The organism is Tahibacter sp. (assembly GCF_032229445.1).
Classification (GTDB): Bacteria; Pseudomonadota; Gammaproteobacteria; order Xanthomonadales; family Rhodanobacteraceae; genus Tahibacter.
Window position 1 is genome coordinate 21,922 of sequence record NZ_JAVTWC010000108.1, and the last position, 12,354, is coordinate 34,275.

11 protein-coding genes are annotated in these 12,354 nt (G+C 66.4%); 9 read left to right on the forward strand and 2 right to left on the reverse strand.

Annotated features, from left to right (window positions below):
* Positions 1 to 2,910, reverse strand: a 2,910-nt coding sequence (locus RUU78_RS19525) for an Rne/Rng family ribonuclease (RefSeq protein ID WP_313919300.1), incomplete at its 3' end; no start/stop codon positions are given.
* A 466-nt stretch (positions 2,911 to 3,376) separates the two neighbouring features.
* On the opposite strand from RUU78_RS19525, the gene RUU78_RS19530 reads away from it, so the two are divergent.
* From RUU78_RS19530 to RUU78_RS19555, 6 genes are all read left to right on the forward strand, one after another.
* On the forward strand, positions 3,377 to 4,345 hold the full coding sequence (locus RUU78_RS19530) for an RluA family pseudouridine synthase (protein ID WP_313919314.1): 969 nt from the start codon (positions 3,377 to 3,379) through the stop codon (positions 4,343 to 4,345).
* A 69-nt stretch (positions 4,346 to 4,414) separates the two neighbouring features.
* Complete coding sequence (mutL, locus tag RUU78_RS19535; protein ID WP_313919301.1) at positions 4,415 to 6,259, forward strand: DNA mismatch repair endonuclease MutL; 1,845 nt, start codon at positions 4,415 to 4,417, stop codon at positions 6,257 to 6,259.
* A 23-nt stretch (positions 6,260 to 6,282) separates the two neighbouring features.
* Positions 6,283 to 7,185: a DUF1684 domain-containing protein gene (locus RUU78_RS19540; protein WP_313919302.1), complete on the forward strand. Its 903-nt coding sequence runs from the start codon at positions 6,283 to 6,285 to the stop codon at positions 7,183 to 7,185.
* A 13-nt stretch (positions 7,186 to 7,198) separates the two neighbouring features.
* The gene (locus RUU78_RS19545) at positions 7,199 to 7,711 is read left to right on the forward strand and encodes a metallophosphoesterase family protein (RefSeq protein WP_313919303.1); all 513 of its coding nucleotides are present in this window, start codon (positions 7,199 to 7,201) and stop codon (positions 7,709 to 7,711) included.
* Positions 7,712 to 7,736: 25 nt separating this feature from the next.
* A complete protein-coding gene (locus tag RUU78_RS19550) occupies positions 7,737 to 8,501 on the forward strand; it encodes a queuosine precursor transporter (protein ID WP_313919304.1) in 765 nt (254 codons plus the stop codon).
* Between the two features lie 34 nt (positions 8,502 to 8,535).
* On the forward strand, positions 8,536 to 10,107 hold the full coding sequence (locus tag RUU78_RS19555) for an oligopeptide:H+ symporter (protein WP_313919306.1): 1,572 nt from the start codon (positions 8,536 to 8,538) through the stop codon (positions 10,105 to 10,107).
* A gap of 160 nt (positions 10,108 to 10,267) precedes the next feature.
* Here the strand turns inward: RUU78_RS19555 and RUU78_RS19560 are convergent, their stop codons facing one another.
* Positions 10,268 to 10,525 carry a DUF1161 domain-containing protein gene (locus tag RUU78_RS19560; protein ID WP_313919307.1) on the reverse strand — a complete coding sequence of 86 codons (258 nt, stop codon included), beginning with the start codon at positions 10,523 to 10,525 and terminating at the stop codon, positions 10,268 to 10,270.
* Positions 10,526 to 10,653: 128 nt separating this feature from the next.
* Here RUU78_RS19560 and RUU78_RS19565 point away from each other — a divergent pair, with 128 nt between their 5' ends.
* The 3 genes from RUU78_RS19565 (at position 10,654) to RUU78_RS19575 (ending at position 12,281) form a co-directional block, all read left to right on the forward strand.
* On the forward strand, positions 10,654 to 10,923 hold the full coding sequence (locus tag RUU78_RS19565) for a GIY-YIG nuclease family protein (protein ID WP_313919309.1): 270 nt from the start codon (positions 10,654 to 10,656) through the stop codon (positions 10,921 to 10,923).
* Positions 10,924 to 11,025: 102 nt separating this feature from the next.
* Entirely contained in the window at positions 11,026 to 11,391 is a 366-nt protein-coding gene (locus RUU78_RS19570) for a PadR family transcriptional regulator (RefSeq protein WP_313919311.1), read from the forward strand.
* The gene (locus RUU78_RS19575) at positions 11,388 to 12,281 is read left to right on the forward strand and encodes a sensor domain-containing protein (protein WP_313919313.1); all 894 of its coding nucleotides are present in this window, start codon (positions 11,388 to 11,390) and stop codon (positions 12,279 to 12,281) included. Before RUU78_RS19570 ends, RUU78_RS19575 begins: the two co-directional genes overlap by 4 nt.
* Positions 12,282 to 12,354 lie beyond the last annotated feature (73 nt).

Sequence of the window (12,354 nt, forward strand, 5' to 3'; positions counted from 1 at the left end):
AGCCACCGGAGCCGAAGCCACCGGAGCCGAAGCCACCGGAGCCGAAGCCACCGGAACCGAAGCCACCGGAACCGAAGCCACCGGAACCGAAGCCACCGGAACCGAAGCCACCGGAACCGAAGCCGTCGGAGCATCCGCCTCAGTCTTCGAAGACTCCGCCAGCGTCGGGGAAGCTGGCGCCGATGTTACCGGCTCAGCGCTGCTCGGCACGGCCGAGGCGGCGGCTTCGGTCACGCGTGGAGCAGTGGATCGCGGCTTCTCGTCACGAGGCTTCTCGCTACGCGGCTTGCCGTCGCGCGACGCGACATCGCGCGGTTTGCTGTCATCACGCTTGTTGTCATCGCTGCCGGCTGGTTTTGCGGCCGTCGCTTCGTCCATTGCCGAGGCGTCGACGCCTTCCGCGGCACCGTCCTGATCCTCGTCCTCGAAGTCCGCTTCGGTACCGTCTTCGGCACCGGTAGCACCACCTTCGTTGCGACGACGACGACGGCCACCACGACGGCCGCGGCGGCGGCGGCCGCCTTCACGGCCGTTCTCATCGGCAACCACACCCGGAGCGACTTCACCCTCGCCTGGGTGCGCGACGGCCGTGTCGGCGGTCGTTTCGCCCGTCCCTGCCGGTAGCGCGGCCGCGTCCTTGTAGTCGGCGGTTACGTCCGTTGGCTGTGTTGGCAGGCGCGGTTCGCTGCGCGTCTCGGACTGGCGTGCGTCGGCGCTCGCCGCGGTACGCGTCTCAGCGGGCTTGGCTGCTGCCGGTTCGCGGGCTTCCGCGAGCTTGGCGTCGATGCGCGATTCCTGCGGACGGCCACCGCCGCGGCTCTCGCCAGCGTTGCGCTTGTCCTGGCGCTCGGGCCGGTCCTGCTTGTTCGGCGTGCCGCCGCTTGCGGCAGTCTGGCGTGGGTCCTTGTCCTTTTCGGCGCGCGGCTGCTGGCCGCCTTGGGCGGGCTTGGCCTGCTCTGGACGTTTGGCGCCATCGCGCGTGCCATCACGGCCGCCACGGCCCTGCTGTTCGCCGCGCGATCCGCGCTGGTCGCGATCACGTCCGCCACGACGCTGGTCACGATCGCGGTCGCCACGTTGCGGCGAGGCAGCCGGACGCGCCGGCTTGACCGGCTGTACGGTTGCCGACGGTGCTGGGGCGGACGATTCGGCGCCCTTGAAGAAGGCCATCATGCGCGACCAGAAGCCCTGGCTCGGCGCCGTGTGCGTGTACGAGCGGGAAGCCACGGGCGTCGGAGCCGGAGCCGGAGCGGCAGTCGGTGCGGGTGTCGGCGTCGCAACCGGTTCTTCGCTGTCGGGACGCAGCGGCGCGGGGCTCGCCGGCACCACGCGGCTGACCGCGGGACGTTCGGGTTCTTCGCTGGGCTGGGCTACCTGGGGCGGCGGTGTCACCACAATCGGGGTCAGGCGGTCGTAGCTCGGACGCGGCGCTTCGCCGATGTCCGCGCTCTTGATGCGCTGGATTTCCAGGTGCGGCGTTTCGAGCTTTTCGTCCGCGACGATGATCACCGCGACGTCGTGCCGCTGCTCGATCTCGGTGACCTGCCGGCGCTTTTCGTTGAGCAGGAAGTTGGCGACGTCCGACGGTGCCTGTACCAGCACCTGTCCGGTGTTGTCCTTCATCGCGTGTTCTTCGACCAGACGCAGCGCCGACAGCGACAGCGATTCGATGCTGCGGATGCGGCCGTGGCCAGTGCAGCGCGGGCAGACGATCTGGGTCGATTCGCCGAGGCTCGGGCGCAGGCGCTGGCGCGACATCTCCATGAGACCAAAGCGCGAGATGCGGCCCAGCTGGACGCGCGCGCGGTCGAGCTTGAGCGCATCCTTGAGCGTTTCCTCGACTTCACGCTGATGGCGCGGGCTGTCCATGTCGATGAAGTCGATGACGATCAGTCCACCGGCGTCGCGAATACGCAGCTGGCGCGCGATCTCGATCGCGGCCTCGCGGTTCGTGTTGAACGCGGTTTCCTCGATGTCGCTGCCCTTGGTCGCCTTGGCCGAGTTGATGTCGATCGCGGTCAGGGCTTCAGTCTGGTCGATGACGATGGAGCCGCCCGAGGGCAGGCGCACCGTGCGTTCGAACGCGTTCTCGATCTGGGTCTCGATCTGGAAGCGCGAGAACAGCGGGGTCGTGTCCTTGTAGAGCTTCAGCTTGCGCAGGTTGTTCGGCATGACCTGCTGCACGAAGTCGCGCGCGTCCTGGAACAGGTCTTCGTGATCGATGAGGATCTCGCCGACGTCGTTGCGCAGGTAGTCGCGCAGCGCGCGGATGATGAGCTTGGATTCCTGGTAGATCAGGAACGGACCCGGGCGCGACGTCGCCGCTTCCGAGATCGCCTTCCACAGCTGCAGCAGGTAATCGAGATCCCACTGCAGTTCTTCGGCGTCACGGCCCATGCCGGCCGTGCGGATGATCAGCCCCATGTCGTCGGGGCAGTTGAGGTGATCCATGACCTCTTTGAGGTTGGCGCGATCCTCGCCCTCGATGCGGCGCGAGACACCGCCCGCACGCGGGTTGTTCGGCATCAGCACCATGTAGCGGCCGGCGAGCGAGATGAACGTGGTCAGGGCTGCGCCCTTGTTACCGCGTTCTTCTTTCTCGACCTGGACGACGATGTCCTGGCCTTCCTTGATGAGTTCGCGAATGCCGGCGCGGTTGTGGTCCACGCCCGGCGTAAAGAAGTCGCGCGAGATTTCCTTCAGCGGCAGGAAGCCGTGGCGCTCGCCGCCGTATTCGACGAAACAGGCTTCGAGCGAGGGTTCGACCCGCGTGATGCGGCCTTTGTAGATATTGGCCTTCTTCTGTTCCTTGGACGGGATTTCGATATCGAGATCGAACAGGTTCTGGCCGTCCACGATGGCCACACGCAACTCTTCACGCTGAGTCGCGTTGATCAACATGCGTTTCATTGTAGTGATTCCGTAATGCGCTCTACCGCCTTAGGACGCGGAGGCGCATACCTCGCAGGAAAGATCCCTGCGTTACGCAGCGGCAGCTGCGTACGGAAAGACCGGCATGAATGCCGGTCGGCGGACGACGGTGGCGCAGTGCGCCGGTCCGGCGCCGTCCTGGTTGCGCACTCTCGCGGCCATCGCCGGGAGCGCGGTGTTGTTCTGGTCCGTCACGACTTGCATCGCAGCGGCACGAAAAGTATTGCATGCACGACCGGAAACCCTCCGCGGCGCTTGCCGCGCTGCGGGCAATCTCCGAACCGATCCGTTACGATGCCGCCGGTCGCCTCACAGGTTCCGGTCAGGAATCCTGCGGGGCCGACAGTACAGTCAACGGGTAGGTGCATCGCCGAACGATGGTTAGTACCTCGTTCATTGACGCGAAGTGCGGCCCAAGTCTACCAGCTGACAGCAGATTTTTTCAATCGTGACGCGAACTTCGGGCAACTCCCCAGACACGGGCGCAGGCGTGAGACTGGTCCGCGTCGCGGACGACCGCGACGGCCAGCGCATCGACAATTTCCTCACCGGTCAGCTCAAGGGCGTGCCGAAGAGCCTGATCTACCGCATCTTGCGCACCGGGCAGGTGCGTCTGAACGGCAAGCGCGCCAAGCCCGACAGCCGGGTCGCCGGTGGCGACGAAGTCCGCATTCCGCCGGTACGCGTGGCCGAGCCCGGCGAAGTCGTGGCGCCCGCGCGCGGCCTGACCGATCGCATCGGCAGCGCGATCATCTACGAGGACAAGGACTTCCTTGTCCTGTCCAAGCCGGCCGGCATCGCCGCCCACGGCGGCTCCGGCGTCAGCCACGGCGCGATCGAACTGCTGAGGGCGCTTCGCCCCAAGGACACCATCGAGCTCGTCCACCGGCTGGATCGCGACACCAGCGGCGTGCTCGTGCTGGCCCGGCGCCGCGCCGCGCTGACCGGCCTGCAGGAACAGATCCGCGAAAACCGCACGACCAAGCAGTATCTGTGCCTGCTGCAGGGCAAGCTGCCGCGCGCTGCGATCAGCGTGAACGCGCCGCTGCGCAAGTCCATCCTGCAGGGCGGCGAGCGCATGGTGCGTGTCGACGACGACGGAAAGCCGTCGCTGACCCATTTCAGGACCCTCGAGCTGTACGCTCCGGCCAGTCTGGTCGAGGCGACACTGGAAACCGGCCGCACTCATCAGATCCGCGTGCACAGCCTTCATCTGGGCCACCCGATCGCCGGCGACGAGAAGTACGGCGACGCGGGCTTCAACAAATCCCTGCGTCCGTTCGGCGTGCGCCGCCTGTTCCTGCATGCCAAGCATTTTGGCTTCGAACTCGGCGGCAAGTCGTATGCGTTCTCGGCGCCGTTGGCCGAGGATCTCGCCATCGCGCTGGACAAGCTGCCGCCGCTGAAGCGCTGAGCGGAAGCACCCGCCCATTGCCCGTCGCGCCGTTACCGGGTGCAGCCCTTCCGCTATGATCGGCGGCTTATGCCGCGCATCCGCCAGCTCCCCGTCGAACTCGTCAACCAGATCGCCGCCGGCGAAGTCATCGAACGGCCGGCCTCGGTCGTCAAGGAACTGGTCGAGAACAGCCTCGATGCCGGCGCCGGGCGCATCGAGATCGACATCGAGGACGGCGGCGCACGCCTGATCCGGGTGCGCGACGACGGCGGCGGCATCGACGCCGACGACCTGCCGCTCGCGATCAGCGCGCACGCGACAAGCAAGATCGCGAGCTTCGACGACCTGGAACGCGTGGCGACGCTGGGTTTTCGCGGCGAGGCGCTGCCGAGCATCGCGTCGATTTCGCGCTTCGCACTGACCTCCAGGCCGGCCGCTCAGGCGCACGCATTGCGCATCGACGTCGATGGCGGCAGGCCGCAGCCGCCACGGCCGGCGCAGCATCCTGTCGGCACCACGATCGAAGTGCGCGACCTGTTCTACAACGTGCCGGCGCGACGCAAGTTCCTGCGTGCCGAGCGCACCGAGTTCGGACGCATCGACGAGCTCATCGCCTCGCTCGCGCTGGTACACACCGGCGTCGAGTTCCGCCTCAGCAACAACGGCAAGCCCTTGCGCCTGCTGCGCCAGGCCCCCGACGCCGCCACCGTGGCTGCGCGCGTCGGCGATCTGCTCGGCGAGGAGTTCCTGCAGCAGAGCCTGCGCATCGAACATGAAGGCGCCGGCATGCGCCTGAGCGGCTGGGTCGGCCTGCCGACCGCGTCGCGCGCGCAGGCCGATCAGCAATACTTCTATGTCAACGGCCGGCTCGTGCGCGACAAGGTCGTCGCGCATGCCGTGCGGCAGGCCTATGCGGACGTGCTGTTCCACGGACGTCATCCGGCGTTCGTGCTGTTCCTCGAACTCGATCCGCTCGGCGTCGACGTCAATGTGCACCCGGCCAAGCACGAGGTGCGTTTTCGCGAATCGCGTCTGGTGCATGATTTCCTGTATCGCACCTTGAACGAGGCGCTGGCGGAGACGCGGGCCGGCGTCGCGCCGTCGGTCGCGGCCGCGGCATTGCCACAGGCTGCGGCCTATAGCTACGGCAACTGGCGTGGACAGAGTTCGCTCGGACTCGGCGCGCGCGAACCGCTGGCCGACTACGCAGCACTGCTCGGCGGCACGCCGCCGGCCTTTGGCGCGGCGGCGAGTACGGATTTGGGCGCGGCGGCGCTGCCCGCGGCATCGACAATGGACAATGCGGCGTTTGCTGCATCCGTCGCTGCGGCCGAGGCCGGCGAGGCGCCGCCGCCGCTGGGCTATGCGTTGGCGCAGTTGCACGGCATCTACGTGCTGGCGCAGAACGCCCACGGTCTGATCCTCGTCGACATGCACGCCGCGCACGAACGCATCACTTACGAACGCCTCAAGACCGCGCACGCTGGGCAGGGCATACGCGCGCAATTGCTACTGGTGCCGCTGGCGATCAGTGTCAGCGAGCGCGAGGCGGGCTGCGTCGAGGACCAGGCCGCACGCTTCGCCGAACTGGGTTTCGAGCTGCAGCGCAGTGGTCCGCAGAGCGTGTTGGTCAAGCGTCTGCCGACACTGCTCGACGGTGCCGATGCAACGCAGCTGATTCGCGATGTCATAGGCGATCTGATGTCGCAGGGTAATTCCCGCCGTGTCGAGGAGGCCGGCAATGACGTGCTGTCGACCATGGCCTGCCATGGTTCGGTACGCGCCAACCGGCGTCTGAGCCTGCCCGAGATGAACGCGCTGCTGCGCGACATGGAAGCGACCGAGCGTTCCGGCCAGTGCAATCACGGCCGGCCGACCTGGGTGCAGCTGTCCATCACTGAACTCGACCGCCTGTTCCTGCGCGGTCGCTGACTGTCAACAAAGAGGATTTCGCAATGTCGCTATTGTTTGCCGCAGCCTTGGCAGCCCTGAGCCCCACCGGCATCGTGCTGGAGAACCTGTCGGTCGAAGACCGGCATTCGGTCGAGGTCAGGATCTGGCGTAGCGAGCGGTTGGACCGGCTCAAGGCCGAGAGCGGCTGGCTCAGCCTGGTCGGACTGCACTGGCTCAAGGACGGTGACAACAGCGTCGGCAGCGCCAAGGGCAGCGATGTGCTCATCGCCAGCGCGCCGGCCAAGCTCGGGACGGCCACGCTCGCCGGCGGCGAGGTGACCTTCACGCTGGAGCCCGGCGCGATTGCCATCGTCGGCACCAGCGACCGGAACAAGAATGCCGTACTGCGGGACGACCGCAGCGAGCGGCCGACCAAGGTCGCCTTCGGCACCACCTCGTTCTACGTGATCGACCGCGACGGCAAGAAAGGCCTGCGCGTGAAGGACATCGAGGCGCCGACACGCAAGAATTTCCTGGGCCTGGATTACTTCGAGATCGCCGAAAAGTGGCGCGTCGAAGCCAAGTGGGAAGCGTTCGATCCGCCAAAGACGCTGGATGTGCCGACGGTGCTGGGCACGGTGGAAAAATACAAGGTTCCCGGCAAGGCCGTGTTCGAGCGCGGCGGCAAGACCTACGAAGTGCAGCCGGTGCTGGAAACCGCCGACGCCAAGCAGCTGTTCCTGATCTTCGCCGACAAGACCACCGGCAAGGAAACCTACGGCGCGGGGCGCTTCCTCTACGCCGACATGCCGGTCAACGGCAAGATCGTGCTGGATTTCAACAAGGCCTATAACCCGCCGTGCGCGTTCACGCCATACGCGACCTGTCCGCTCGCGCCGCCGGAGAACCGCGTGAACCTGCGCATCGACGCCGGAGAGAAGAAGTACAAGGGCAGCGCACACTGATCCGCCGCCGCGCGTGCGCGTGCTGATCGTGTCCGACACGCATGGCCGGGTCGACGCGCGCATTGCCGCGCTCGCGCGCGACTGTGATGCCGTGGTGCACGGCGGCGACGTCGGCAATGCGGAAGTGCTCGACGCGCTCGGCGGCAACGTGCTCGCCGTGCGCGGCAACAACGACAGCGTCGGGAAATGGCCGGCGCTGCAGCACGACCGTCTGGCAACGCTGCCGCTGCAGGCCGGGCTCGACCTGCCCGGTGGACGCCTCGTCGTCGTGCACGGCGACCGCTGGCCCGCGCGCGGGCGCCATGCGGCGCTGCGTAGTGCGTATCCGGCTGCGCGCGCCATTGTTTACGGGCATAGTCATCGGCTGCAGATCGATACCGACGCGTTGCCCTGGGTGCTGAACCCGGGCGCCGCAGGCCGCGAGCGTACCGGCGGTGGGCCAAGCTGCCTGGTGCTGCATGCGACGGCCGGATCCTGGCAGGTGCTTGCGCAGCGTCACGCCGATGGCTATCGCGAGCAGCTCTGATCACCACGCGCACGAAGGGGGAACCGTGGAATTCAGCAACAAAGGGCAAAAGCTCTTCCTGATCCTCGCCGTGGTGTTCGTCGCCAACGCGATCCTGGCCGAACTCATCGGCGTCAAGATCTTCGCGCTTGAAGACACGCTCGGCGTGCAGCCGTTCAACTGGAACCTGTACGGCCAGACCGGTTCGCTGAGCTTCACCGCCGGCACGCTGCTCTGGCCGGTCGTGTTCGTCATGACCGACGTCATCAACGAGTACTTCGGCCGCCGCGGCGTGCGCATGATTTCCTGGCTCGCGGTGTTCCTGATCCTGTACGCCTTTGTGTTCGCGTTCGCCGCGATCGCGCTGGCGCCGGCGGGCTGGTGGGTCAAGGTCGGCCAGGCGCAGGGCGTGCCGGACATGCAGGCCGCATTCGCGCAGATCTTCGGCCAGGGCCTGTGGACCATCGGGGGCTCGGTCACGGCCTTCCTCGTCGGCCAGCTCGTCGATGTCGGCATCTTCCACGCGATCCGCAAGCGCACCGGCGACCGTCATATCTGGCTGCGCGCGACCGGCTCGACCCTGGTGTCGCAGCTATTCGACAGCCTGATCGTGCTGTATATCGCGTTCGTGATCGGTCCGCAGCAATGGTCCATCAGTCTCTGGCTCGCGGTGGCCACGGTCAATTATGTATACAAAGTATGTGCTGCAGTCGCGCTGACGCCGGTGATCTACGCGCTGCGGGGCGTGCTCGACAACTGGCTCGGCAAACCGCTGAGCGACGAACTCAAGGCCAAGGCCGCCGCGGCCTGACATCGACGAACTGCGAAAACTACGGAGCGTGCCCATGCCAACGACGACAGCGACCACTCCACCCGCGGGCGGCCGCATGCCACGGCAGATTCCCTACATCATCGGCAACGAAGGCTGCGAGCGCTTCAGCTTCTACGGCATGCGCAACATCCTGGTGCAGTTCCTGATCACGTCGCTGCTGCTGCAGCACATCATGGCCGGTCCCGAGCGCGAGCTCGCGGCCAAGGACCTGATGCACACGTTCATGATCGGCGTGTATTTCTTTCCGCTGCTTGGCGGCTATCTCGCCGACCGCTTCTTCGGCAAATACAACACCATCCTCTGGTTCAGCCTGATCTACTGCATCGGCCAGTTCAGCCTGGCCGTCTTCGTCGACAGCCGCCTCGGCTTCTTCCTCGGCCTGGGACTGATCGCGCTCGGCTCGGGGGGCATCAAGCCCCTGGTCGCGTCGTTCGTCGGCGATCAGTTCACGCAGTCGAACAAGCATCTGGCGAAGATCGTGTTCGACGGCTTCTACTGGATCATCAACTTCGGCTCGCTGTTTGCGTCCCTGCTGATGCCGCTGTTCCTCAAGAACTACGGCCCGCGCGTGGCGTTCGGGATTCCCGGCGTGCTGATGCTGATCGCGACTGTCGTGCTGTGGCTCGGCCGGCGCCAGTACATCATGGTGCCGCCGGCGACGAAGGCCGATCCGGATTCGTTCTATCGCGTGCTGCGCACGGCCCTGCTCACACGCCGCGGCGGCGAGAGCCGCCCCGGCCTCATCGTGGCGATCGTCGGCGCAGTGCTCGCGCTGACCGCGCTCGTGTTCGCGGCCAAGCTCGGCGTGGTGATCGCGATCTGTCTCGCGCTGGTCTCGCTGCTCGCCGGGATCGGCGGCGGCGCCTGGTTGCAACTGGAGCGCGCGCGTGGCGTGCATTCGGACATCGCCGTCGACGGCGCGCGTAGCGTGCTGCGGGTGCTCGTGATCTTCGCGCTGGTCACACCGTTCTTCTCGCTGTTCGACCAGAAGGCGTCGACCTGGGTCATCCAGGGCAATGCGATGACCAAGCCCGACTGGTTCGTCTCCTCACAGATGCAGGCACTGAATCCGGCGCTGGTGATGATCCTGATCCCGTTCAACAACCTCGTGCTGTATCCGTGGCTGCGCCGCATCGGCTGGGAGGCGACCGCGCTGCGCCGCATGACCGCCGGCATCGCTTTCAGCGGCCTGGCCTGGATCGTGATCGGCGGTATCCAGGTCGTCATGGACGGCGGAAGCCCGATGTCCATCGTCTGGCAAGTGCTGCCCTATGCGCTGCTGACCTTCGGTGAAGTGCTGGTGTCGGCGACCGGACTCGAATTTGCCTACAGCCAGGCGCCGTCGGCGATGAAGGGCGTGGTCATGAGCTTCTGGAACCTGACGACGACGGTCGGCAATCTCTGGGTGCTGCTCGCCAACCTCGCCGTGCGCAATTCCGCGGTCACCGATTCGATTTCCTCGACCGGCTTCAGCGTGACCGCGTTCCAGATGTTCTTCTTCGCCGCGTTCGCGCTGATCGCGGCGCTGATGTTCGGGCTGTATGCGCGAAGTTATCGCGAAGTGGACAATTATCGTGCGGCGTGACGCCGCGCTCCGCATGTGGGCAATCCGAGTAGCTTGCGGCGCCCGAACTGATGCGCCTGTCCCTGCGATCACGCAGCGCGTATCAGTGCATGCGGCGGCAGCGAGAATAAAAAAGCCGGCGCGACCTCCCGGTTACGCCGGCAACGGAGGATCCGGGGTTTCAGCGCTTGGCGACCGTGGTGGCCGCCGGCTGCGCGCGTTCATAGACGATGCGTTCGCTGCCGCCGTTGCAGGTGCCGACGGTCTTGCGGGCGTCGTCGGCGTCCTTGGCGACGACGTTGAGGCTGTAGTTCCGCACGCCCTTGGCGTCGAGGCCGGCGGCGATTTCCTGGCGCAGCTCCTCGCAGGGCTTGCGTGCCCAGGCCGAACCGGTGCTCAGGAACAGGGCGATGGCAAGCAGGGTCAGGACTGTCTTCACGGTGCGTCTCCAGTGGGGTAGGCCGTTGTCGGCTGGTGGACAGATTCGTGCCCGGGCCTGACGGGCTTCGGGGCGAGTTGTGGCAATGTGCTGACGACCCGGGACCGAATGCGGGCTGTGGGGAAGGCATGGCTTGGTACGTCTATCTGATCGAATGCCGAGACGGCAGCATCTACACCGGCATCGCCGTCGATGTCGCGGCGCGCTATGCCGCGCACGCGGCGGGCAAGGGCGCGCGCTATACGCGTTCACGGCCGCCGCAGCGCTTGCTGGCGGTGTTCGCGATGGCCGACAGGTCCAGCGCGCTGCGCGAGGAACTGCGCATCAAGCGCTTGCCGGCGGCGCAGAAGCGGGCGCTGGTGGCGCAGTCCGCGTCGCCCGAATCGATACCGGAGTAAGTCACCGCAGGCGATCGGCAGGCTTGGCGTGACTTCCGGCCGATACACTAGTGTTAGATTCACACTATCGTTGACTCACGCCTATGGTTCAGTGAGCGATTGATGGACGCTACCGACACCCACCGCAAGAAGTTCGAGCGCGAACTCAGTGCCGGCACGGTGTCGCTGGTACTGCTCGCGGTGCTCGCGCGCTCCGCGGAGCCGCTGTACGGCTACCAGATCGCCAAGCAGCTCGAGAAGGACGGCGACGGCGTGCTGATCGGCAAGCAGAGCGCGCTGTATCCGGTGCTGCGCAATCTCTGCGCCGCCGGGCTGCTCGACAGCGAAGTCGAGCCGTCCGTGGCCGGACCGCCGCGGCGCTATTACCGGGCCACTGAACTGGGCCGCGCCGTCTTGCGCGAATGGGAGGCGGCGTGGTCCGCCACGCGCGATTTTGTCGACACCGTCATCGAGGGGCAGAACCTATGAACCGGCCAACACCGCGCACTATTGACGAGTACCTGGACCAGTTGCGCGATGCGCTGCGCGGCGAGGATCTGGCCCTGATCCAGGACGCGCTCTACGACGCCGAGGATCACCTGCGTTCGGAGTTCGCCGAGAACCCCGGCGTGGCACCGGCGGAATTGCTGGCGCGCATCGCCAACAGCTACGGCGCACCGGACGAAGTGGCCGAGATCTACCGCGACAAGGAAGTCGTGGTGAACCGCGCGCTGCGGCCGCCGCGGCAGCCGCGGCCGGCGTCGGCGCTGGCTCGCTTCTTCGGCGTCGCGGTGGACCCGCGCGCCTGGGCCTCGATGTTCTACATGCTGCTCGCCCTGCCGACCGGCATCTTCTATTTCACCTGGGCCGTGACCGGCGTGTCGCTGTCTTTCAGCCTGATGATCCTCATCATCGGCCTGCCGCTGACGGTACTGTTCCTGGCGACGGTCCGCGCGCTGAGCCTCGTCGAAGGACGCATCGTCGAAGTCATGCTCGGCGAGCGCATGCCGCGGCGGCCGACGTATCCGCCACGGCACCAGCCGCTGCTGGAACGGGTAAAACAGCTTTTCGCCGACCCGCGCACCTGGGGCACGCTGTTCTACATGGTGATCATGCTGCCGCTGGGCATCTTCTACTTCACGTTGCTGGTGACCTGCGTCAGCGTGGGGCTGGCACTTGCGCTCAACCCGATCGTCTACTTGCTCAGCGGTATCGGCCTGATCAACATCAACGACGACGTGTGGATGGCGCCGCTGTGGCTGCAGCCGCTGCAGGTCGTGCTCGGCATCGTGATCCTGTTCGCCTTCATGCATCTGGCGCGCGGCATCGGCAAGCTGCAGGGAGCGCTGGCCAAGCAGCTGCTGGTCCACGCGGGCTGAACCCGGCCCTAAGGAAGTTCTGAAGTGCGCCGTGGTAGGCGCAGCCCTCCAGCTGGAGAGTAGTCCAGCCCGG

What these genes read in the sequence shown, in the direction of transcription:
- mutL (WP_313919301.1), top strand. Translation starts at nt 4,415, where the DNA reads ATGCCGCGCATCCGCCAGCTCCCCGTCGAACTCGTCAACCAGATCGCC.
- RUU78_RS19540 (WP_313919302.1), top strand. Translation starts at nt 6,283, where the DNA reads ATGTCGCTATTGTTTGCCGCAGCCTTGGCAGCCCTGAGCCCCACCGGC.
- RUU78_RS19555 (WP_313919306.1), top strand. Translation starts at nt 8,536, where the DNA reads ATGCCAACGACGACAGCGACCACTCCACCCGCGGGCGGCCGCATGCCA.
- RUU78_RS19565 (WP_313919309.1), top strand. Translation starts at nt 10,654, where the DNA reads ATGGCTTGGTACGTCTATCTGATCGAATGCCGAGACGGCAGCATCTAC.
- RUU78_RS19570 (WP_313919311.1), top strand. Translation starts at nt 11,026, where the DNA reads ATGGACGCTACCGACACCCACCGCAAGAAGTTCGAGCGCGAACTCAGT.
- RUU78_RS19575 (WP_313919313.1), top strand. Translation starts at nt 11,388, where the DNA reads ATGAACCGGCCAACACCGCGCACTATTGACGAGTACCTGGACCAGTTG.